Genomic DNA, 22,334 nt, shown 5'->3' on the forward strand with positions numbered 1-22,334 from the left:
TGGCAGACGGAGTTGGCACGGTTAATCCCTGTTCATTTGTTAGAGGTTGCTAGCTTGCCGGAGTTTACCGAGCAGGCAAACGTCTGTATATGTATATACAAATAACACACGATGGGGTGCTGAACCATGTCCGCCTTCTTTGCCGAACGCGCGCTGCTGCCTAGTGGATGGGCCAACAATGTACGTCTTGAGGTCAGCGCCGATGGCGTGCTGACCCATATCCAGGCCGATTCTCACGCAGATGACGCCGAACGGCTGAGCGGTCCGCTACTGCCGGGAATGCCGAATTTGCACTCCCACGCCTTCCAGCGGGCCATGGCCGGGTTGGCGGAAGTGGCGGGTAATCCGAACGACAGTTTCTGGACCTGGCGCGATCTGATGTACCGGCTCGTCGGAAAAATCAGTCCGGACCAACTCGGCGTCATCGCCCGTCAGCTGTACATCGAAATGCTCAAGGCCGGTTACACCTCGGTCGCGGAATTTCATTACGTACACCACGATACCAGCGGCCAACCGTACGCAGACCCGGCCGAACTGGCGCTGCGCATCAGCCAGGCCGCCAGCTCCGCCGGTATCGGCTTGACCCTGCTGCCAGTGCTCTACAGCCACTCCGGTTTCGGTGGCCAGGCCCCGAACGAAGGTCAGCGCCGCTTTATCAACAGCACCGAAAACTACCTGAAACTCCAGTCGCGCTTGCAGCCGATCCTGGCGCAGCAACCGGTACAGTCGCTGGGTTTATGTTTCCACTCGTTACGCGCGGTCACCCCGCAGCAGATCAGCGAAGTGCTGGCGGCCAGCGACAAGCAGTGCCCGGTGCACATTCACATTGCCGAACAGCAAAAGGAAGTCGATGACTGCCTGAGCTGGAGCGGTCGCCGTCCGCTGCAATGGCTGTACGAAAATACCGAAGTCGATCAGCGCTGGTGCCTGGTCCACGCGACCCACGCCAACCCGGAAGAAGTTACGCTCATGGCCAAGAGCCGCGCCATCGCCGGCCTGTGCCTGACCACCGAAGCCAACCTTGGCGACGGAATTTTTCCGGCGGTGGATTTCCTGGCGCAGGGTGGGCGCATAGGCATCGGTTCCGATAGCCATGTCTCGTTAAGCGTGGTGGAAGAATTGCGCTGGCTGGAATACGGCCAGCGTCTGCGCGATCAGCGGCGTAATCGTTTGTATGGCGCGGATCAGCCGATGGTCGGCCGCACACTGTACGACGCCGCCCTGAATGGCGGCGCGCAGGCGCTGGGGCAGCCGATTGGCGCCCTGGAAGTCGGCAAGCGTGCGGATTGGTTGGTGCTGGACGGTAACGATCCGTATCTGGCGACGGCCAGTGGCGACGGGATTCTCAATCGTTGGCTGTTTGCCGGTGGTGACCGTCAGGTGCGGGATGTGCTGGTCAACGGCCAGTGGGTTGTGCGTGATGGGCGCCATGCCGGGGAAGAAGAGAGTAATCGGGCGTTTACCCAGGTGCTGCGCGATCTCTTGGGCTGACACAAAAAAATGTGGGAGCGGGCTTGCTCGCGAAAGGGCCGTCACCTTCAACACAATTGTTGACTGACAGACCGCTTTCGCGAGCAAGCCCGCTCCCACATTAGATCGCCGGTAACAGTTAGTTCGAAGTCTTGGCCATCTTGCTATCCGACGCGCGCCAGATCAGTCGCGTCGTGTCATAACCCTGCTGACGCGCCCTGCTCAGCAGTTCTTCGCGCACTACACCATTGACCGTCGGGGTGCGTGACAGCAGCCAGAGGTGACGGCGGCTCGGGTCGCCGACAATCGCGGTCTTGTAATCATCGCTGACGTACAACACCCAATACTCCCCCTTCGCCACACCGGGTATCAGTCGCGAGAACCAGGTATCGAACTCGACCCACAGCTTGTCGGCCTTGCCGGGTACCTGTGGATAAGCCGTGCCTTTGGCCTCTTCCCATTGCCAGTCCGACGTCAGGCAGCGGTTCAGCACCGCCATGTCACCTTCAGGCTTGAGGCTGTAATGGGCTTCGGATTGCGCGCAGTTGCGCTGAAAATACACCGGCAGACGCGCCAGTTCGTACCAGGTTCCCTGGTAGCGCTTGAGGTTGACCGAGTTGACGGTCTTGGGTGCCAACGGATCTACACCAGAAGTGGCGCAGCCGGCCAATACCAGGCCGGCAAAAAGAACGATCAGTAACCGCTTCATTATTTTTTTCTCCCGTGGGCGAATAGCCCCGGTTTACTTCAGGCCTTGGCCAGAAAACATCAGCACTTTGTCACCGGCGTACTGCACGCTGATAAAGCTGTTTTTGTCGCCCCAGGTGCAACTGGACATGCCGAGCGCGCCCGAGCAGTCGGTCGGTTTGCCCAGCAAGGTTTCAACCTCGGCCTTGGGCATGCCAGTCGACAGCTTTGAATAATTTTCCTGATTGATCTTGCCGCACGCTGCCAACAACACGCAGAACGAGAGCAAGGCGATAGAACGCAGCGACATGGGGTAACTCCTGGGGCGAAGGGAATGGCATGGCTGCCAAGCTGAAGCTTAGAAGAGAAAACCCCTCTCTGGTTCCCTGGGCATCCGGCTATTTGTTCAGCCGTCCGTCCGCCTTTTGCCGATAAATCAGCTACTTTTTCGCGCCGCTGAGTATTTCGTCGGTTTTCGCGGCAGCTGCCTAATCTTTGGCGCTGGCCAGTCGACATAGAAGCAGCGCAAAGCCTTCCACTGTGGCAAATTGACACCCCTTGTTGACCAGCCCCTTCGCGGTAGCTCATTTAATGACCAGAAACATGAAGTTCAGCCACAAAATCCTGTTGGCAGCCGCTCTCGTGGTGGCCGTTGCATTCGCCTGCTTCATCCTGTTCAACGATTACCGCCAGCGGCAGACCCTGCGCAGCAGTACCGAGTCCTCGATGCAGGAACTCGGCAGCCTGACTACCAGCAACATCCAGACCTGGCTGGAAAGCCGCATCCAGTTGCTGCAATCGCTGTCCCAGCAGATCGCCGTGGACGGCAGCGCCCAGGCCAACCTCAAGCGCGCCATCGACCTGCCGGCCTACACCAGCAACTTCCAGCTGAGCTACTTCGGCGGCACCGATGGCGTGATGTTCTCGGTCCCGGCCGGCAACCGCGCCGCAGACTACGACCCGCGCGCTCGTGGCTGGTACAAGGCGGCCAACAACGCGCAACAGACCATTGTCACCGAACCCTACATCGCGGCCTCGTCCGGCAAACTGGTGATCACCGTTGCCACGCCAGTCAAACACCAGAACCAGATGATTGGCGTCGCCGGCGCAGACATTGACCTGTCCAGCGTCAGCGCGATCATCAATTTGCTGAATTTCGGCGGTCATGGGCATGCATTTATTGTCAGCGCCGACGGCAAGATCCTGATCCACCCGGACAGCAAACTGGTGCTCAAGAACCTGGCCGAGGCCTATCCCAACGGCGCGCCGAAAATCAGCCCGGGCCTGAAAGAAGTCGAACTGGACGGCAAAACCCAGTTCATCTCCTTCACTCACGTCAACGGTGTGCCGTCTGCAGACTGGTACGTGGCGCTGGTACTGGACAAAGACACTGCGTTCTCGATGCTCAGCGAATTCCGCACCTCGGCGATCATCGCCATGATCATCGCCGTGGTGATCATCATCGCGCTGCTGAGCATGTTGATCCGCGTACTGATGCAACCGCTGCTGACCATGGGCCGCGCCATGCATGACATCGCCGAGGGCGAAGGCGACCTGACCAAACGCCTGACCATTCACGGCCAGGATGAATTCGGTGCGCTGGGCACTTCGTTCAACCGTTTTGTGGAACGCATTCATACCTCGATCCGCGAAGTGTCCTCGGCCACCGGCCAGGTCAATGAAGTCGCCTTGAGGGTCGTCGCGGCCTCCAACTCGTCGATGTTCAACTCCGATCAGCAGGCCTCACGCACCAGCAGCGTGGCTGCAGCAATCAACGAATTGGGCGCCGCCGCCCAGGAAATCGCCCAGAACGCCGCCCTCGCCTCGCAACATTCGAGCGACGCCCGTGCCTTGGCCGAAGACGGTCAGCAAGTGGTGGATAAAACCATCGCCGCCATGCAGCAGCTATCGGCGAAGATCAGCGATTCCTGCGGCAACATCGAAACCCTGAACAGCAACACGGTGAACATCGGCCAGATTCTGGAAGTGATCACCAGCATCTCGCAGCAAACCAACCTGCTGGCGCTCAACGCAGCCATCGAAGCGGCCCGCGCCGGTGAAGCCGGTCGAGGTTTTGCCGTGGTTGCCGATGAGGTGCGCAACCTCGCCCACCGCACTCAGGATTCGGCGCAGCAAGTGCAGAAGATGATCGAAGAACTGCAAGTCGGCGCCCGGGAAGCGGTCAGCACCATGACCGACAGCCAGCGCCAGAGTGAAAGCAGCGTCGGCATCGCCAACCAGGCCGGCGAGCGCCTGGGCAGCGTGACGCAGCGCATCGGTGAGATCGACGGGATGAACCAGTCCGTGGCCACCGCGACCGAGGAGCAAACTGCTGTGGTCGAGTCGATCAACGTCGACATCACCGAGATCAACACGCTGAACCAGGAAGGTGTGGAGAACCTGCAATCGACCTTGCGTGCGTGTGCTGATCTTGAGCAGCAGGCGGCGCGGTTGAAGCAGTTGGTGGGTAGTTTCAGGATTTAACTGCCAGTCACTGATCATTCCCACGCTCTGCGTGGGAATGCTTCAACGGACGCTCCGCGTTCGGCTCTGAAAGGGACGCGGAGCGTCCCGGGCTGCATTCCCACGCGGAGCGTGGGAACGATCAAAGCTAGAAGCGGGATCCAGGCCCTGAAAGAAACTCAACTTCCTCAGCCGTAGATTCACGCCCCAACACCGCATTGCGATGGGGAAACCGGCCAAACCGCGCAATAATCTTCTGATGCCGCTCGGCATAATCCAGGTTATCGGCAAACACCGCCCGATCCGTCTCCGGTTGCTGTTCAACCAGATCAAGAAACCGCGAAACCGCTTCGTTCTGCACCGCCAGGTTTTCGCAGTGCTCAAACACCAGATAGATAAACACCCGCTGGATCGGCCGCAGTTGCCGATCGAAATCCGCAGCAATGCCTTGCGCTACCAGTGCCTGAGCCCTGAGATCGCCTGAAAAGGCTTTGGGAGTGTCGCGAAAGATCATTCGCGGAAGTTGATCGAGTAGTAGCACCAGGGCCAGCCAACCTTCAGGGTGTTGCACCCATTCGGTCAATCCGCCGGCCAGTGCCTGCTCGACCTGGTCCCCGAAACGCATCCGCGCTTCGAGGTCCTGGCTGTCGCGCTTGCCGAACCATAACTTGCCCTTGTCAGCCGCTATTTCGTTGGGTGATTCGAGAGATCCGAACCACCATTCGAGTAACGGCTGCCAGGGCCCGGTCATGGTTTATTCCTTGTGGTAAGCCGTGACGCGGGCAACTTCTTCTTTCGAACCGAGGAACACCGCAACACGCTGGTGCAGGCCTTCCGGCTGGATGTCGAGGATGCGCTGGTGGCCGTCAGTGGATGCGCCACCCGCTTGTTCCACCAGGAACGACATCGGGTTGGCTTCGTACATCAGGCGCAGTTTGCCCGGCTTCGACGGCTCGCGGCTGTCGCGTGGGTACATGAACAGACCGCCGCGGGTCAGGATACGGTGCACGTCCGCGACCATCGCCGCGACCCAGCGCATGTTGTAGTTCTTTTTCAACGGGCCTTCTTCGCCAGCCAGCAATTCGCTGACGTAGCGTTGTACCGGAGCTTCCCAGTGACGCTGGTTGGACGCGTTGATGGCGAATTCCTGGGTGGTTTCAGGAATGGTGATGTCTTCGTGGGTCAGGACGAAGCTGCCCATTTCACGGTCCAGGGTGAAACCTTTCACGCCGTCGCCCAGGGTCAGGATCAGCATGGTCTGTGGACCATAGATGGCATAACCGGCGGCCACTTGCTGGGTACCTGGCTGCAGGAAAGCCTTTTCATTCAAGGGCTCGTTCTGGCTCAGGTATTCGTTCGGGCAACGCAGAACCGAGAAGATGGTGCCGACCGGGGCGTTGATGTCGATGTTCGACGAACCGTCCAGCGGGTCGAATACCAGCAGGTACGCGCCTTTCGGGTATTTGCCCGGGATCTGGTAGGCGTTGTCCATTTCCTCGGACGCCATGCCGGCCAGGTGACCACCCCATTCGTTGGCTTCGAGCAGGATTTCGTTGGAGATCACGTCGAGCTTCTTCTGCACTTCGCCCTGGACGTTTTCAGTGCCCATGCTGCCCAGAACGCCACCCAGGGCGCCTTTGGACACGGCGTGGCTGATTTCCTTGCAGGCACGCGCCACCACTTCGATCAGGAAGCGCAGATCGGCAGGAGTGTTGTTGCTGCGGGTCTGCTCAATCAAATAGCGACTCAAGGTAACGCGGGACATGGAAGGCTCCGGTGGAATGGGGGGCTAAAAACCCGCGCAGTTTAACGCGAGTCGGGGCGCATTTCCTCCTATCAGACGTGATACACCCAATAGAGTTCATGTGCGGGGTTGAGCGTAGTTCGAAATGGGGCCGTGATTGGCGGCAGTTTCAATATTTTTGGTGGCAGGAAGGACGCCTTCGCGGGCAAGCCTCGCTCCTACAAGAGCGAGGCTTGCCCGCGATCTGGCGCGAAACGCCAGCCTAGGATTTGACGGGTGGCTTGCGCAGCAAGCTGAAGGCCATGGCCCCCAGAACCAGCACACTCAGCAACAGCACCGCCCACAACCCGAATTTCTTCCAGTTCGTGTCCGCCACCGTTGGCACGGTCGCCGCCGGAGTCACCACGACCCCACCCTCCACCGTCGCCTTGCCCAACGCCGCCAGCTTCGCAGCGCTGTAATCGGGAATCAGCGTCGACAACGGCAAGCTCGCCGCCTTCACCGTCGCACTCCCCAGCGCCAGCGTATAAGGCCCGGCGCCGCGCGCCAGGAACACCAGTTGCGTGGAGCGCACGGCAAATCGGACGGTCGGTGCTTCGGCGCCCAGGCCACCGCCGCGCTCATCCACCGTCAGCTTCAATTGCTGCACGGTCTGGCCCGGCAGCTGCAATTCGTTCTGCACCACGTCCTGGCCATTCTGGGTCAAGCGGTAGAGCAAACCGCTGGTCAGCGTTTGCCACGGCAGGCTGGTTTCCCGACGACCCGACAACGTCACCGGTGCCAGGCTGTTGGGCTGATTCAGCTCGATCTGCAAGCGCTGGACGTTCAACCCCATCGGCAATTGCCAGATGTACTCACCGGCCTTCACGCTGGTGCCAGCCAACGGTTGCGACCAGACCAACGGCAGCGGCAAGGTGCGCGGGTTGGTGCTTTCCAGTTGCGCCGACGTCAGCACTGGCGCCGATTGCGGTGAACTCCACAGCAAGCGCAAGTAACGCGCCGATTGCCCCGGCAGGCCGACTTCATGTTGCTCGACCCGTTCGTCGGCAAACGTCAGGCGGGCCACCTGCCCTTCGCCCCACGACTGCCAATGCTGCAAATCGTCGCTGGCTTCAATGCTGAAACGCTGGAAGCCGTCGCGATCGCTGGTCCAATCGAGGATCAATTGCTGTAACGGCGCCTTGATGCGGCTGGCATCGAGTAGCCAGCCGCGCAGCTCTTCTTCGCCTGCCTCCAACTGACTGGACGGCTGCACTTCGATCAACGTGCCGTTGGTGTTCGATTGCACGCGCACACTCGGCGCACGTTCGGTGGCATCCGCCGAGTTGTACAACGGGAACCACTTCACGTCGTGAAGCATACGGTTTTCGCGGGTCTGCGCAGGTTCCCGGGCCAGAGCATACGCCTGAGGCTCACCGGCGGCGTTGAACACGCGTAGATCGCTGAGATCGGTTTGTCGCGCCTTCAATTGCACGCCCAAGGGTAATTCCAGGCGATACCACGGGCCTTCGCCACTCACCGACAGCGGCACCTGCGCGGCAAAGTCCGCCGGTTTTTCCTGCGCGCCGGCCGACAGTGTCACGCCCAGTACAACAGCACCCCACCAGCCCAGGTTCAGCTTCTGACTCAAGACGACACTCCTTCGGTTTCAGGGGCCGGTTTTTCAATATCCGACACAGCCTCGGCACGCTTGGGTGGCAACGGAGCGAAATAGCCCACCACCAACAGCAACACGCCAACGCCGATAAACGACACGATCCGCGCCAGCCCGCCACGGTTACTCAATTCAACGAAGAACAGCTTGGCGACCACCAGCGCGATCAGCGCCGCGCCGATCAGCCAGACTTCGCGCCGATGACGTAGATGCCCACCGATCATCAGACTCAGGGCCATCAGGGTCCAGACAATAGACAGGCCCGCCTGCACCAACATCGACCCAAGCAGCAGATCCAGCGCGAATGGCACGCCGCCCCAGTGGTGAGCCGCGCGCATCACCAACGCAGTGAAGAAGACGAACAGCGAAACCCCGGCAATCACTTGCGTGACGTTATCGGCGTACTCCTTGCGAATCGCCAGTTGCGTCACGGCGCTTCGAGACCAGACGTAAACGCCGAACAGGGCAAACAACAGACCCAGCTCCAGCGGGTTAATCAGCGGCACATACGGCAGTGGCTCGGCGGTGCCGTCACTGGCGATGTTCGCCAGCCAGAACCAGCCGAGCATCAACAACGCCAACGGCGCAGCGGCATAGAGCCGGTACTCGCGGGGATACTCCGATACCGGCCATGGCCATGCACGCGGTGCAGCCATCAGCACCAGATACAGGCTCGGCAGAATCGCCCAGCCCAGCCAGCGCCAGGCGTTGTACTGCTCCGACAACAGCAGCAGACCGTAACGCAGCTCCAGGGCCAACACGCCAATCAACAGCCAGCAGCCGAGCACATGGGCGGTGCTCAGGGCTGTTGCGGGCAGCGTCGGCGCCAGACGCCGCAGCGAGATGAAATGCACGACAAACACCGCGATCCAAACCAGCCAGCCGAAGTTGGCGGCCGGGTGATAACGCGAATGCCAGGCCGCGAGCAGCACCAGACCGGCAGCGGGAATCAACAAGGTGCAGAGCCAACCCAGCGACGACCACTTCAGGCGCAGCGCCAATACCGTCCACAGCGCGACACTCACGGCGGCGACGGCCAGCAACAAGGTGGCTTGCAGATTCAACGGCGCAAAGCGCAGCACTTCACTGACCCACGCCAGCGCCCACCAACCCGCGCCCCACACCAGCAATACTTCGGACAAGCGCTGCAGGCTCAACCCATCGAAGGCCGAGGCATGATTGCCGAGCTGCAAACGCCAGGCCCCGACGAAGGCGGCCAGCCCCAGCACCAGCGGCGTCCAGAAACCGCTGTGCGCCAGCGGCCGCAACCCTTCGCGGAGCAGCGGGCCGAGCAGGTCTGGCCCGGCGAACAGGAACGCCGCGCCGCCGATCACCTGCAACAGCAGACCAAAGACAAAACTCACCCGCTGCTTCAGGTACAGGCTCAACCAGATGATGAACAAACCACTGGCGGCCCACACCGCGCTCGCGGTTTGCCATGGCAACACAAACAACACGGCAAGGTTGATCAGCACCAGGCCGGCCAGCAACACCACTGACAAGCCGCGCAGCAAACGCACATCACTGCGCACCATTTCGTCGCGGGCCGCCAGTAACATCCCGGCGATCAACGCCAACCCGATCAGGGACGCGCTGAGCAACCCGCTCCAACCGGCGCTGAACACCGCGGCGGACTCACCGCCCGCCCCTTGCAGCCGCAACAGGAACAACGCACCACCGAGCAGTTGCACGGCGAACGCAGTGAACAGGAAGGTTCGCGATTGCAGGCGCAAGCCGACAAACAGCGTCGCCAACCCGGCCAGCGCCCAACTGATCGCCGTGCCGTGGGTGAAGAAGAACAGCGGCGCCAGCAGATAGAGGAACGTCAGCCCCAGGCAGGCCAGTACCGGCAGCCCTCGGCGCTCCCACTGCGACGCCTGTTCAGGCAACGCTTTGCGTAATTGGTAGAAGCTGAACAGCAGCGCCACACCGAGCATCAGCGCCCCCAACGGTGCGCCATCGAGCAGGCTGCTCTCACCGGTCCGCAGCTCACTGAGAAAGGCCAGTGCCGAGCCCAGCTGCAGCAGCAAGGCAAAGGCTCGCGCCAGCGGTCGTTGTTGACGCAGGCCGAGCCAGAAAATCCCCGCGCCTTCCACCGCCCAAGCGGCTGCGGTCCAACGCGCATCGAGCCCCAGCGGAATTGCCAGACTGGCGAAGATCACGCCAAGTGCCAGACAGGTTTCCGCCAACAACAGCGCTCGACCGCCCATCAGCAACCGCGCCAGCCCCATGTAAATCATGCCCAGTGCCAAGGCGCTGAAGGCGGCGGCAAATTCCAGATGCTCCACCAGCGCGAACTGCAAACCGAAGCCCACCAGCGGAGGGGCGAACAGCATCGTGCCGTCAACGTAATCGCCCTTGCGCGCCGACCAGTGCAGCAGTGCCTCGCGGCTGTCGTCCGCGGGCGCATCGCTCATTTCCAGCAGTTTGCGCCGGGCGAACAACAGGCCGATGGCCAGGTACATCAGGAAAAACAGGATCAGGAATGGCTCGGTGCTCCACAGCAGTTCAGGCTTGTAGGAACGCAGGCCCCAGGCAAACCCGATGCCGAAGGTGCCGACAAAACCGATCAGGTTGAGCAGCCGCCAGGCCTTGAACCATGCGATGGCGAGGATGCCGGTGTTGAGCAAGGCAAAGTAGCTGAACAACGCGACATGGTTGCCCGCACCGGTGGAGGTCAGGATCGGCGCGGCGAAACCGCCCAGTGCGGCAGCGGCGGCCAAGCCTAATGCGTTCTGGGTAATGGCGAGAATCGCCGAGAACACTGTGACCACCACCAGCAGCCCCAGTGCAGCCGTGGGGTCGAGCAATGGATGCAGACGCATCGCGGCAAACACGGTCAGGTACAACACCGCAATCCCGGTGCCTTGCAGCATCAGCGCGTAATTGCTGTTGCGCAGACGCAACCACCAGCCCAACGCGAGCAGGCCCAAGGCCGCCGCCGCGACACCGGCGTAACGCAACTCGACCGGCACCACCATGCCTTCGGTGGCATAGCGCAACAGGAAGGCCAAGCCGAGAAACAACAGCACCACGCCAACTCGCAACACGGTATTACCGCCGAACAACCAGTTGCGCGCGCCGCTGATAGCGCGCTCGATGAAGTTCGGGCCGCGAGGCGCCGTCGGTTGTTGTGGTTCACGGGCAATCGGTTCGGGTTTCCAGGCATCTGTCTGCGGACGACTGGCTTCGGCCGCGGCCGCTGTGATGGGTTCGAGTTCGGGCGGCAGCTCCCAGATCAACTCCGGGGCTGCGACAGGGGCTTGCTCAAGAATGATTTCGTGGGATGGAACCGGTTCGCTAGCCGCAGGTTCACTGGCTTCAGGTGTTTTGACGCCCGACACTTCCAGCAATGCCAATCGCTGCTCGACCGCATTCAGCGCAACCTGCGCCTGATCGAGCAAGCGTCGCTGCTCGGCGGTTTGAGTACTCAAGCGGCCGATGCGAATGGCCTGGCCAATACCCAGCCCGAGCAAAGCGCCCAACAGCGCATCGCTGAACGACTCATCGAGCAGCCAGCCCAGCAGCAGCCCAATCAGCATGAACATCCATTGCATGGTCGATATCCCTAAGCGGCCCATTGCCTTGTGGCGTTTGCACTGACGTCATCGCGGGCAAGCCTCGCTCCCACAGGTTTTGCAGAGGTCGCAAGAACGACATATGACCTGTAGGAGCGAGGCTTGCCCGCGATCGACCGCGCAGCGGTCACCGAAACATCCGGAGAACCTGGCGCTTAGTATATCGGTCCGTCCCAACAACCGTCGGACCTGACTCGCAATTATTGCTAAAAGTTACTCCAGTGCCTTCCAAATATCCGTGGCGTACTCGCGAATGGTCCGGTCGGACGAGAACCAGCCCATCCGCGCGCTGCTCAACACCGCCGAGCGCCACCATTCTTTGGAGTCGTGCCAATGAGCCTCGACCCGCATCTGAGCGTTCCAGTAAGAATCGAAATCGGCGCAGACCAGGAAGCGGTCATAGTCCACCAGCGAATCGATCAGCGTGGTGTAACGGGACGGATCGTCCGGTGAGAAGACCCCGCCGCGAATCGCTTGCAGCACATCGTTGAGTCGATGGGAGGCGGCAATGTCCGGCGCCGCGCTGAACTCATGGTTGCGCTTGCGCGCTTCTACTTGTTCAGCGCTGAGGCCGAAGATGAACATGTGTTCGACACCAATGCGCTCGCTCATCTCTACGTTGGCCCCGTCCAGGGTGCCGATGGTCAGCGCGCCGTTGAGGCCGAACTTCATGTTGCTGGTGCCTGAGGCTTCGAATCCGGCGGTGGAGATCTGTTCCGACAAATCCGCTGCCGGAATGATGCTTTCCGCCAGGCTGACGTTGTAGTTGGGCAAGAACACCACTTTGAGCAAACCACGCACGGTCGGGTCGTTGTTGACCACCCGGGCGATGTCGTTGGTCAGTTTGATGATCAGTTTGGCCTGGTGATAACTGGCTGCCGCCTTGCCGGCGAAGATTTTCACTCTCGGCACCCAGTCGATTTCCGGTTCGGCACGAATCGCCTGGTACAGCGCAACGGTGTGCAGCAGATTGAGCAACTGCCGTTTGTATTCGTGGATCCGCTTGACCTGCACATCAAACATCGCCGCCGGGTTGATCGCGATCCCCAGCCGTTCATGAATCAGGTACGCCAGGGCTTTCTTGCTGTGCAGGCGCTGTTCGGCGAACTGTTTACGGAATGCAGTCTTCTCGGCAAACGGTTCCAGCCCTATCAGGCGCTCTTCGGGGTTATCCAGCAGATCCGGGCCGAGGGCGTCGACCATCATCGCGGTCAACTCGGGGTTGGCCTGGTAGAGCCAACGGCGGAAGGTAATGCCGTTGGTTTTGTTGTTGATCCGCTCCGGGTAGAGCTTATGCAGTTCGGAGAACACGGTGTTGCGCATCAGCTGCGTGTGCAGGCCGGACACGCCGTTGACGCTATGGGAACCGAGGAACGCCAGGTTACCCATACGCACATGGCGACCGTTGTCTTCCTCGATCAGTGACACCGCACGCAGTACGTCGAAATCGTGGATGCCCTTGGCTCGCAGCGAGTCGATGTGCTGGGCGTTGATCAAGTAAATGATCTGCATGTGCCGAGGCAGCATCCGTTCCATCAAACCGACCGGCCAGGTTTCCAGCGCTTCCGGCAACAACGTGTGGTTGGTGTACGACAGCGTGTCGACGGTGACCTGCCACGCCGCATCCCACGCCACGTCATAGACGTCGACTAACTGACGCATCAGCTCGGCCACGGCAATCGAGGGGTGAGTGTCGTTGAGTTGAATGGCCGCGTGATCGCCCAAGGTCAGCACCGAGGTGTGCATGTTGCGATGGCGGCGCAGCAAATCCTGCAGGGACGCGGCGACGAAGAAGTATTCCTGACGCAGACGCAGTTCCTGGCCGGCCTCGGTGCTGTCCGCCGGGTAGAGCACGCGGGAGATACTTTCGGCCCGGGCCACTTCTGCTACCGCGCCCAAGTGGTCGCCCGCATTGAAGCGTTCCAGGTGCAACTCCTCCATGGCCCGGGCACGCCACAGTCGTAGCGTGTTGACACTTGCGCCGCGCCAACCGACCACTGGGGTGTCATAGGCAATGGCCCGCACGGTTTCCGCCGGGGACCAGACTTGCCTGGATTTGCCGTTTTCATCGGTCACGGTTTCGACACTACCGCCGAAACCGATCGGGTAGGCGACCTCCGGCCGCTCGAACTCCCATGGGTTGCCGAAATCCAGCCAGTGTTCGGTCTGCTCCTGCTGCCAGCCGTCGACGATGGCCTGGCGGAACAAACCGTGTTCGTAACGTATGCCGTAACCGTGGCCGGCGATGCCGAGGGTCGACATGCTTTCCATGAAGCACGCCGCCAGGCGCCCGAGGCCTCCATTACCCAATGCCGCATCGGGTTCCAGCAGACGGATGCGTTCAATGTCGACGCCAAGTTCGGTCATGGCCTCGCGAGCCACATCAAGCAGGCCAAGATTGCTCAGGCTGTCATAGAGCAAGCGGCCGATCAGGAATTCAAGGGAGAGGTAATAAACCCGTTTCTGGCCTTTGCGGTAGATCTGCCGGGTGTGGTCCATCCAGTGCTCGACCATGTGATCGCGCGCCGCCAGGGCGATGGCTTCGAACCAGTCGTGGTCGAAGGCGTGATCAGGGTCTTTGCCCACCGCGTAGGTAAGCTTGGTCAAGACGGCGTCGCGGAATGCGGCCACCTCTGCTTCGCGAACAAGTGGTTCTTGAGTCATCGATAGGACCTCGAGCGAGCGTGAAGTTGTCTGAGCCTAGTCGGTCTGACAGACCATTGAGACTCTGGTTCGGCAGTTTTTCCTGTTAGTGCGAGATAGGTCGACATTACGTTGTCGCGTGCCAGAAACAATGCAGGGGCCGTGCCGGACACAGGGATTATTTTGCGCCAAGCGAAAAAATCTGGCGAAAGGTTGTTCAAAAATCCACCAGTCCCGGTATGATCGCGCGCCCTGATGCACACGCTGGTAACAACCGATGATGAAGCCCAACCTGATCGCCGCCGCGGAGATCGATCGCCTCGATACCTGGGCCAAGTACTCTGCCCCGATGTGCGGTTCCTGCGTGTCCAGCTGCTGTACCTTGCCGGTCGAGGTCAAGATCAAGGATCTGATCCGTATCGGCATCGTCGACGAATTCGAGCGTGGCGATCCGCCGAAGAACATCGCCAAGCGTTTGCAGAAGGAAGGTATCGTCGAGCGCTATAACCAGAAGTCCGAGATCTTCACCCTTCAGCGCATGAGCAACAACGATTGCCTGTATCTGGATCGTAAGAGCCGTTTGTGCACTATTTATGATAAGCGCCCGGACACCTGCCGCAACCACCCGAAGATCGGACCGCGGCCGGGGTATTGCGCATACAAGCCAAAAGAAGTGGTGCGCGAGACCAATCCGCGGACGCTGGACAAGTTCTGATTCCTATCTTCGTTGTCTGACAGATTGCTTTCGCGGGCAAGCCTCGCTCCTACAGGTGATGTCACGCTCCTTGCACGCACCGCCATCCTGTAGGAGCGAGGCTTGCCCGCGAAGAGGCCGTGCCCGCGAAGAGGCCGGCACAAACACCGCACAAACCCCAGACAAACAAAAACGCCCCCGACCTTGCGGTCGGGGGCGTTTTTTTAAGCGTTAACTAAGTCGAAACTCAGTTACCAGCTTTCTTGGCAGCGCGGGTACGCTCGCTTTCGCCCAGGATCTTCTTACGAAGACGGATGGACTTAGGAGTGACTTCGCACAATTCGTCTTCTTGAACGAATTCCAGAGCCTGCTCCAGGGTGAAGCGGATAGGCGGAACCAGAGCGATGGTTTCGTCTTTACCCGAAGCACGCATGTTGTCGAGCTTCTTGCCTTTGGTTGGGTTGACGCCCAGGTCGTTGTCGCGGCTGTTGATGCCGACGATTTGACCTTCGTACACGTCTTCACCGTGACCCAGGAACAGTTTGCCGCGAGCTTGCAGGGTTTCCAGCGAGTAAGTCAGAGCCTTACCGGTAGCAACCGAAACCAGCACGCCGTTCTGACGACCGGACATGTCGCCGGACTTCATCACGTCGTAACGGTCGAAGATCGAGGTCAGGATGCCTGCACCGGAGGTCAGGGTCAGGAACTCGTTACGGAAACCGATCAAGCCACGAGCCGGGATGTTGTACTCAAGGCGCACACGGCCCTTGCCATCCGGAACCATGTTGGTCAGGTCGCCCTTACGGATACCGATCTGTTCCATGATCGAACCTTGCGATTCTTCCGGCAAGTCGATGGTCACGTTTTCGTACGGTTCGTGCTTGACGCCGTCAACCATGCGGATGATCACTTCCGGACGACCAACACCCATTTCGAAGCCTTCGCGACGCATGGTTTCGATCAGTACCGAGAGGTGCAGCTCACCACGGCCAGAGACTTTGAACTTGTCGGCGGTGTCGCCTTCTTCAACGCGCAGGGCAACGTTGTAGAGCAGTTCTTTGTCCAGACGTTCCTTGATGTTACGGCTGGTGACGAACTTGCCTTCTTTACCGCAGAAAGGCGAGTCGTTTACCTGGAAGGTCATGGAAACGGTTGGCTCGTCAACGGTCAGCGGCTTCATCGCTTCGACGTTCAGTGGGTCGCACAGAGTGTCGGAGATGAACAGCTGGTCGAAGCCGCTGATGCAGACGATGTCGCCGGCAGCTGCTTCTTCAACGTCGATGCGGTGCAGGCCGTGGTGACCCATCAGCTTCAGGATACGACCGTTACGCTTCTTGCCGTCGGCGTCGATAGCCACAACCGGAGTGTTCGGCTTGATGCGGCCACGAGCGATACGGCCAACGCCGATAACACCCAGGAAGCTGTTGTAGTCCAGAGCGGAGATTTGCATCTGGAACGGACCGTCACGGTCGACTTTCGGCGCAGGTACGTTGTCGACGATCGACTGGTACAGCGGAGTCATGTCTTCAGCCATGTCGGTGTGTTCCAGACCGGCGATGCCGTTCAGGGCCGAGGCGTAGACGACTTTGAAGTCCAGCTGTTCTTCGGTAGCACCGAGGTTGTCGAACAGGTCGAAGATCTGGTCCAGAACCCAGTCCGGACGCGCGCCTGGACGGTCAACCTTGTTGATGACCACGATTGGACGCAGGCCGGCTTCGAAAGCCTTCTTGGTCACGAAACGGGTTTGCGGCATAGGGCCGTCTTGAGCGTCAACCAGCAGCAGAACGGAGTCGACCATCGACATTACGCGTTCTACTTCGCCGCCGAAGTCGGCGTGGCCCGGGGTGTCCACGATGTTGATGTGGTAGCCGTTCCAGTTGATGGCGGTGTTTTTCGCCAGAATGGTAATACCGCGCTCTTTCTCCTGGTCGTTGGAGTCCATCACGCGCTCGTCGTTGAGCTCGTTGCGCTCCAGGGTGCCGGATTGACGCAAGAGTTTGTCTACCAGGGTGGTTTTACCATGGTCAACGTGAGCAATGATGGCGATGTTGCGTAGATTTTCGATCACTTGTGTATCTCGATCAGAGGATTCGGTGTGCTGACAAGTCTTGGCAGCGATTTACAGTAGAGTCCGGCAAAGCCGTTACAGCTTGACGGCGGCGTCGGGGGGCCGGTGACGCAGGCCACAGGCAAACAGCCCCGGGCACTTAGCTCGGTCGATAAACGCGCACATTGGCATGCCCCTCACTGAGCAAATGGTGGGCATGCAGGCGACTCATCACGCCTTTGTCGCAATACAACAGGTACTGGCGAGTAGGGTCCAGTTCCTTGAAACGAGCGTTCAATGCATAAAACGGCATCGTCTGCACCTCAATGCCAGCAAGTTCCAGCGGCTCGTCTTCAGCGGCATCCGGGTGACGGATGTCGATGATGATCTGGCCCGCCAGTGCTTCGCTGACTTCTTCGATCTGCAAATCCTGGCCCAATTCGTCGATCACGCGATCGATCGGCACCAGTTTGGCGTTCTCGAGCGCACGCTCGAGTACCGCCATGTCGAATTCTTTCTCTTCATGCTCCACGCGTGGACGCTTGGCGTGGGTCTTTGGGTTCACCGAGATGACCCCGCAGTATTCCGGCATGTGCTTGGCGAAATCGGCAGTACCGATTTCGTTGGCCAGGTCGATGATGTCCTGCTTGTGACTGGCGATCAGCGGGCGCAAGACCAGCTTGTCGGTCACACAGTCGATCACGGACAGGTTCGGCAACGTCTGGCTCGATACCTGGGAAATCGCTTCGCCGGTGACCAGCGCTTCGATCTCCAGTCGATCGGCAATACGGGAAGCAGCGCGCAACATCATACGCTTCAAAACTACGCCCATATGACTGTTATCGACTTTCCCGAGAATTTCTCCCAGTACTTCCTCGAAAGGCACACTGACAAATAACACGCGTTGGGAGCTGCCGTACTTCTTCCAGATGAAGTGCGCGACTTCCATGACGCCCAGTTCATGGGCACGTCCGCCCAGATTGAAGAAGCAGAAATGGCTCATCAGCCCGCGGCGCATGATCTGGTAGGCGGCGACGGTGGAGTCGAAGCCACCGGACATCAGTACAAGCGTCTGTTCCAGGGCACCCAGCGGATAACCGCCGATGCTGTTGTGCTGGCTGTGGATCACGAACAACCGTTTGTCGCGAATTTCGATGCGAACTTCGATTGCAGGCGTTTTGAGCGAGATTCCGGCGGCGCCGCACTGACGACGCAGTTGGCTGCCGACGTATTTCTCGACGTCCATGGAGCTGAATTCGTGCTTGCCGGCACGTTTGCAACGCACCGAAAAGATCTTCCCGGCCAGGGCGTCACCGAAATGCTGCTTGCACTTGGCGACGATGTCGTCGAAGTCGCCCAACGGGTATTCATCGACCTGCAGGAAATGCGCGATGCCCGGCATGCAGCTCAGGCGCTCGGTCATCTCCTTCAGGGCTTTCGGCTCGCTGACGCGGGTTTCCAGCTCGAGATTGTCCCACACACCGTTCACCACCACAGCCGGGTCCAGGTCGCGGAGCACGGTACGGATGTTTTTAGCCAACTGGCGGATGAAACGCATCCGTACCGGGCGGCTCTTGATGGTGATCTCGGGGAAGACTTTTACGATTAGTTTCATGAAAACAGCGCGCGCTGGGCCAGCCGAAAAAGGGGGGCGCGGATTATAGCGGAAATTGCTCAAGGTTTAACCAGTTAATGTGCAGAAGGTTTTGCGCGCACCAAAACAGGTCATTTATGGATTTCGACGCTACATTACAGGGCGATGTTTTGTGCTTTTTGAGGCATTGCACCTTTTTAAGCGTGATATTGGGGCAAAAAACCCATGGTGGGGCACTGGCATGCAATTTGCTCCCTTGTGAGGCAGGTTGCCATGGCAGAGTATTCGCGCCGGCATCACCCACATTCTAAGGGCATCCACTACTAAGCCCGAAGCCACCCGGAGGACACTATGTCGAAGTCGGTTCAACTCATCAAAGATCATGACGTCAAGTGGATTGATCTGCGCTTCACGGACACCAAAGGCACTCAGCACCACGTGACCATGCCGGCTCGCGATGGACTGGATGAAGCTTTCTTCGAAGAAGGCAAAATGTTCGACGGTTCCTCCATCGCTGGCTGGAAAGGCATCGAAGCTTCCGACATGATCCTGATGCCGGACGACTCCACTGCCGTTCTCGACCCGTTCACCGAAGAGCCGACCCTGATTCTGGTTTGCGACGTGATCGAGCCTTCGACCATGCAAGGCTACGACCGTGACCCACGTGCGATCGCCAAGCGTGCCGAGGAATACCTGAAGTCGACCGGTATCGGTGACACCGTATTCGTTGGTCCAGAGCCTGAGTTCTTCATCTTCGACGAAGTGAAGTTCAAGTCCGACATCTCCGGTTCGATGTTCAAAATCTTCTCCGAACAAGGTTCGTGGATGTCCGATCAGGACGTGGAAGGCGGCAACAAAGGCCACCGTCCAGGCGTCAAAGGCGGCTACTTCCCTGTTCCGCCGTTCGACCACGACCACGAAATCCGTACCTCCATGTGCAACGCCATGGAAGAAATGGGCCTGGTCATCGAAGTTCACCACCACGAAGTGGCGACTGCCGGCCAGAACGAAATCGGCGTGAAGTTCAACACCCTGGTTGCCAAGGCTGACGAAGTTCAAACCCTGAAGTACTGCGTACACAACGTTGCTGACGCATACGGCCGCACCGCGACCTTCATGCCTAAGCCTCTGTACGGCGACAACGGTTCGGGTATGCACGTTCACCTGTCCATCGCCAAAGATGGCAAGAACACCTTCGCTGGCGAAGGCTATGCCGGCCTGTCCGATACCGCTCTGTACTTCATCGGCGGCATCATCAAGCACGGTAAGGCTCTGAACGGCTTCACCAACCCGTCGACCAACTCCTACAAGCGTCTGGTCCCAGGTTTCGAAGCGCCAGTGATGCTGGCTTACTCGGCTCGCAACCGTTCGGCCTCGATCCGTATTCCTTACGTGTCCAGCCCTCGCGCTCGCCGTATCGAAGCTCGCTTCCCGGATCCGGCAGCTAACCCGTACCTGGGCTTCGCTGCACTGTTGATGGCTGGCCTGGACGGCATCCAGAACAAGATCCACCCTGGCGACGCAGCTGACAAAAACCTGTACGACCTGCCGCCTGAAGAGGCGAAAGAGATCCCACAAGTTTGCGGCAGCCTGAAAGAAGCCCTGGAAGAGCTGGACAAAGGTCGTGCGTTCCTGACCAAAGGCGGCGTTTTCAGCGACGACTTCATCGACGCTTACATCGCTCTGAAAAGCGAAGAAGAAATCAAGGTTCGTACCTTCGTACACCCACTGGAATATGAGCTGTACTACAGCTGCTGATCCGGTAGCGCCGCGCTACGCGGCGTGACAAAAGAGAGGCCTCCTTCGGGAGGCCTTTTTTATGGGCGACCGTCTGTCATCGGATGCCCGGTTGCGTGCATCATGGCCCTCATCCGATAAAGCCGAGATGCCCCATGCGCCTACGTCCATGCCTTGCCCTGCTCACCGCCCTGCTGGCCAACAGCGCTTTTGCCAGCCCGGCACCTGCCGCCCTCGCCCCGTTGCTTGGCACCATCGAAGAACGCCTGGCGATTGCCGATCAGGTCGCGCTGAGCAAATGGGACAGCGGCAAACCGGTCGAAGACCGGCAGCGCGAGCGCGAAGTCATTGCCGGCGCCGTCGCCCTGGCACCAGCCTATAAATTGAGCAACGAAGCCGTCGAACAGTTCTTCTCGGCGCAGATCGAGGCCAACAAACTGGTGCAATACGCACATCTGTCTGACTGGCATGCACAAGGCAAGGCGCCCAATGATCCTCGCCCCGATCTCGTCGGGCAGATCCGCCCGCAACTTGACCGGTTACAAAAACGCCTGCTGCAACAACTGGCCGATTTCAGCCCTTATCGCAACGACCCGCAGTGCCCGGCTTGGCTGGCCAAGGCCAATAAAAGTAGTGCCCAAGCGCCACTGCGTGAGCTCGCCCAGGTACGTGCCACCGCTGAGTTGTGCAGCGCCAGCCGCTGAGCCGACCTGCCGATGTGCGCTGAAGTGCTCTATGCTCAGCGCTTAGTCGCCAAGAACGGAACAGGGCCGGACACTTGCCCAACGGCCAATGGAAGCCTGCAATGCGCTCATTGTTGTTATGCCTGCTTGTGCTGATCGCCCTGCCCGCCGCCGCGCAGATCTACAAGTACACCGATGCCAACGGCAACACCGCCTACAGCAATCAACCGCCCGATGGCGTAAAGGCTCACCCCGTGGAGTTGCCACCGCTCAACAGCGTCGAGCGCCAGTCGCCGAGCGAGCCTGTAGCGCCTGCGCAATCCAATAACCGTGAACAGCCCAACAGCGCCTATCAGGTGCTGGAGCTGACCGGTTTGCCCACCGAAGAAGCCCTGCGCGCCAACAACGGCACCTTCACTGTCGGTGTATTGATCCAGCCGCGCCTGCAAGGCTCTCATCGATTGAGGCTGTTACTGGACGATCAACCCTACGGCCAACCGAGCAACGTGCCGATTCTGCAACTGGTGAACATCGACCGTGGCGAACACCGCCTCGCGGTTCAGGTGATCGATGGGCAAAACGTCGTGCAGCAGAGCCCCACCGTGACCTTCACCGTACAACGGGTGCATAAGCCTTGAGGTGCTGGCTGTTGGTCGCCTGCCTGATCAGCCTGCCGGCAATGGCCGAGGTTTTTACCTACATCGACGCCCAGGGCAATCGGGTTTTCACCGATCAGCCGGGCACCCGTAATGCCAAGCGTGTACCACTGGCGACCAGCAATCGAATGTCGGCCAACCCGAGCGGCGCCGCGCCAGTGACGGCCACGAAAGCCAAACCACTGTTTCATTACGACATGCTTCGTGTGCTGGTGCCGGACCCGGATGCCACGATCCGTAGCACTGCCGGTGAATTGATCGTCAGCGTTACCAGCGAACCCGGCCTGCAACAGGGCCATCGCTATCGTCTGCTGCTGGATGGCCAACCCACGGCTGAGCCCGGCCCGAGCCCGGTGTTCGCCCTGAGCAACATCGATCGCGGCAGCCATCACCTGTCAGTGGAAATCCTCGACGAACAGGGCCGTACCGTCGAACGCACGGCCAATCAACCCTTCCACATGCAGCGCATTTCCCTCGCGCAGAGGCGCCAGGTCAAACCCTGCGTCCTCACCGACTACGGCCAACGGCCGGAATGCCCCCTCAAAGACAAACCCGAAGAAGAAAAGAGCTTCTTCTGGCGCTGATGCCTGCCAATTAAGGCGCACAACCTGTGGGAGCGTGGCTTGCCCGCGAAGAACGATGACGCGTAATACCTGAAAAACCGCGGTGCATTCTTCGCGGGCA

The 22,334-nt window shown here is 59.7% G+C and carries 16 protein-coding genes and 1 pseudogene; 8 read left to right on the forward strand and 9 right to left on the reverse strand.

The genetic code is table 11. From position 1 onward, the window contains the following. Nucleotides 1–126: 126 nt before the first annotated feature. Nucleotides 127–1,491, forward strand: a complete 1,365-nt coding sequence (locus PMI18_RS00420) for a formimidoylglutamate deiminase (protein WP_007907837.1) — start codon at nt 127–129, stop codon at nt 1,489–1,491. A 118-nt stretch (nt 1,492–1,609) separates the two neighbouring features. Here the strand turns inward: PMI18_RS00420 and PMI18_RS00415 are convergent, their stop codons facing one another. Next, entirely contained in the window at nt 1,610–2,179 is a 570-nt protein-coding gene (locus PMI18_RS00415) for a lipocalin family protein (protein ID WP_007907839.1), read from the reverse strand. A gap of 33 nt (nt 2,180–2,212) precedes the next feature. After that, on the reverse strand, nt 2,213–2,467 hold the full coding sequence (locus PMI18_RS00410) for a hypothetical protein (RefSeq protein ID WP_007907841.1): 255 nt from the start codon (nt 2,465–2,467) through the stop codon (nt 2,213–2,215). Nucleotides 2,468–2,760: 293 nt separating this feature from the next. On the opposite strand from PMI18_RS00410, the pseudogene PMI18_RS32075 reads away from it, so the two are divergent. Beyond that, a pseudogene (locus PMI18_RS32075) lies at nt 2,761–3,783 on the forward strand (HAMP domain-containing protein); the annotation flags it as partial. 93 nt (nt 3,784–3,876) lie between these two features. After that, nucleotides 3,877–4,641, forward strand: a complete 765-nt coding sequence (locus tag PMI18_RS32080; RefSeq protein ID WP_370694726.1) for a methyl-accepting chemotaxis protein — start codon at nt 3,877–3,879, stop codon at nt 4,639–4,641. A gap of 127 nt (nt 4,642–4,768) precedes the next feature. Here PMI18_RS32080 and PMI18_RS00400 read toward each other — a convergent pair whose 3' ends face one another. The 5 genes from PMI18_RS00400 to PMI18_RS00380 all read right to left on the reverse strand — a co-directional run bounded on the left by PMI18_RS00400 (nt 4,769) and on the right by PMI18_RS00380 (nt 14,260). Beyond that, nucleotides 4,769–5,371, reverse strand: coding sequence for a DUF924 family protein (locus PMI18_RS00400; protein WP_007907845.1), 603 nt, complete (start codon nt 5,369–5,371; stop codon nt 4,769–4,771). A 3-nt stretch (nt 5,372–5,374) separates the two neighbouring features. Continuing rightward, the gene (locus tag PMI18_RS00395) at nt 5,375–6,385 is read right to left on the reverse strand and encodes a class 1 fructose-bisphosphatase (protein ID WP_007907847.1); all 1,011 of its coding nucleotides are present in this window, start codon (nt 6,383–6,385) and stop codon (nt 5,375–5,377) included. Between the two features lie 241 nt (nt 6,386–6,626). After that, nucleotides 6,627–7,994, reverse strand: coding sequence for a DUF3999 domain-containing protein (locus PMI18_RS00390; RefSeq protein WP_007907849.1), 1,368 nt, complete (start codon nt 7,992–7,994; stop codon nt 6,627–6,629). Next, nucleotides 7,991–11,575: a DUF2339 domain-containing protein gene (locus tag PMI18_RS00385; protein ID WP_007907851.1), complete on the reverse strand. Its 3,585-nt coding sequence runs from the start codon at nt 11,573–11,575 to the stop codon at nt 7,991–7,993. The genes PMI18_RS00390 and PMI18_RS00385 overlap by 4 nt, the downstream gene beginning before the upstream one ends. 234 nt (nt 11,576–11,809) lie before the next feature. Beyond that, nucleotides 11,810–14,260: a glycogen/starch/alpha-glucan phosphorylase gene (locus PMI18_RS00380; protein WP_007907853.1), complete on the reverse strand. Its 2,451-nt coding sequence runs from the start codon at nt 14,258–14,260 to the stop codon at nt 11,810–11,812. Nucleotides 14,261–14,516: 256 nt separating this feature from the next. Between PMI18_RS00380 and PMI18_RS00375 the strand changes: the two genes are divergently transcribed. After that, entirely contained in the window at nt 14,517–14,954 is a 438-nt protein-coding gene (locus PMI18_RS00375) for a YkgJ family cysteine cluster protein (RefSeq protein WP_007907855.1), read from the forward strand. A 226-nt stretch (nt 14,955–15,180) separates the two neighbouring features. On the opposite strand, the gene typA is transcribed toward PMI18_RS00375, so the two are convergent. Together typA and thiI are read right to left on the reverse strand one after the other, a co-directional pair. Next, on the reverse strand, nt 15,181–17,001 hold the full coding sequence (gene typA, locus PMI18_RS00370) for a translational GTPase TypA (RefSeq protein ID WP_007907857.1): 1,821 nt from the start codon (nt 16,999–17,001) through the stop codon (nt 15,181–15,183). Nucleotides 17,002–17,140: 139 nt separating this feature from the next. Continuing rightward, entirely contained in the window at nt 17,141–18,595 is a 1,455-nt protein-coding gene (gene thiI, locus PMI18_RS00365; RefSeq protein WP_007907859.1) for a tRNA uracil 4-sulfurtransferase ThiI, read from the reverse strand. A gap of 330 nt (nt 18,596–18,925) precedes the next feature. Between thiI and glnA the strand changes: the two genes are divergently transcribed. The 4 genes from glnA to PMI18_RS00345 all read left to right on the forward strand — a co-directional run bounded on the left by glnA (nt 18,926) and on the right by PMI18_RS00345 (nt 22,234). Next, nucleotides 18,926–20,332, forward strand: coding sequence for a glutamate--ammonia ligase (gene glnA, locus PMI18_RS00360; RefSeq protein ID WP_007907861.1), 1,407 nt, complete (start codon nt 18,926–18,928; stop codon nt 20,330–20,332). 134 nt (nt 20,333–20,466) lie between these two features. Continuing rightward, nucleotides 20,467–21,015 (forward strand): chorismate mutase, encoded by a 549-nt coding sequence (locus PMI18_RS00355; protein WP_007907862.1) that lies wholly within the window; start codon nt 20,467–20,469, stop codon nt 21,013–21,015. 101 nt (nt 21,016–21,116) lie between these two features. After that, nucleotides 21,117–21,632: a DUF4124 domain-containing protein gene (locus PMI18_RS00350; RefSeq protein ID WP_007907863.1), complete on the forward strand. Its 516-nt coding sequence runs from the start codon at nt 21,117–21,119 to the stop codon at nt 21,630–21,632. Continuing rightward, the gene (locus tag PMI18_RS00345) at nt 21,629–22,234 is read left to right on the forward strand and encodes a DUF4124 domain-containing protein (protein ID WP_033036922.1); all 606 of its coding nucleotides are present in this window, start codon (nt 21,629–21,631) and stop codon (nt 22,232–22,234) included. The genes PMI18_RS00350 and PMI18_RS00345 overlap by 4 nt, the downstream gene beginning before the upstream one ends. The last annotated feature ends 100 nt before the right edge of the window (nt 22,235–22,334 follow it).

This window comes from Pseudomonas sp. GM102, assembly GCF_000282555.1.
Lineage (GTDB): Bacteria > Pseudomonadota > Gammaproteobacteria > Pseudomonadales > Pseudomonadaceae > Aquipseudomonas.

Bases quoted from the DNA above. Each gene is read 5' to 3' on its own strand.
- PMI18_RS00420 (WP_007907837.1), top strand. From the start codon at position 127: ATGTCCGCCTTCTTTGCCGAACGCGCGCTGCTGCCTAGTGGATGGGCC.
- PMI18_RS00415 (WP_007907839.1), bottom strand. From the start codon at position 2,179: ATGAAGCGGTTACTGATCGTTCTTTTTGCCGGCCTGGTATTGGCCGGC.
- PMI18_RS00410 (WP_007907841.1), bottom strand. From the start codon at position 2,467: ATGTCGCTGCGTTCTATCGCCTTGCTCTCGTTCTGCGTGTTGTTGGCA.
- PMI18_RS32080 (WP_370694726.1), top strand. From the start codon at position 3,877: ATGTTCAACTCCGATCAGCAGGCCTCACGCACCAGCAGCGTGGCTGCA.
- PMI18_RS00400 (WP_007907845.1), bottom strand. From the start codon at position 5,371: ATGACCGGGCCCTGGCAGCCGTTACTCGAATGGTGGTTCGGATCTCTC.
- PMI18_RS00395 (WP_007907847.1), bottom strand. From the start codon at position 6,385: ATGTCCCGCGTTACCTTGAGTCGCTATTTGATTGAGCAGACCCGCAGC.
- PMI18_RS00385 (WP_007907851.1), bottom strand. From the start codon at position 11,575: ATGCAATGGATGTTCATGCTGATTGGGCTGCTGCTGGGCTGGCTGCTC.
- PMI18_RS00380 (WP_007907853.1), bottom strand. From the start codon at position 14,260: ATGACTCAAGAACCACTTGTTCGCGAAGCAGAGGTGGCCGCATTCCGC.
- PMI18_RS00375 (WP_007907855.1), top strand. From the start codon at position 14,517: ATGATGAAGCCCAACCTGATCGCCGCCGCGGAGATCGATCGCCTCGAT.
- thiI (WP_007907859.1), bottom strand. From the start codon at position 18,595: ATGAAACTAATCGTAAAAGTCTTCCCCGAGATCACCATCAAGAGCCGC.
- glnA (WP_007907861.1), top strand. From the start codon at position 18,926: ATGTCGAAGTCGGTTCAACTCATCAAAGATCATGACGTCAAGTGGATT.
- PMI18_RS00355 (WP_007907862.1), top strand. From the start codon at position 20,467: ATGCGCCTACGTCCATGCCTTGCCCTGCTCACCGCCCTGCTGGCCAAC.
- PMI18_RS00350 (WP_007907863.1), top strand. From the start codon at position 21,117: ATGCGCTCATTGTTGTTATGCCTGCTTGTGCTGATCGCCCTGCCCGCC.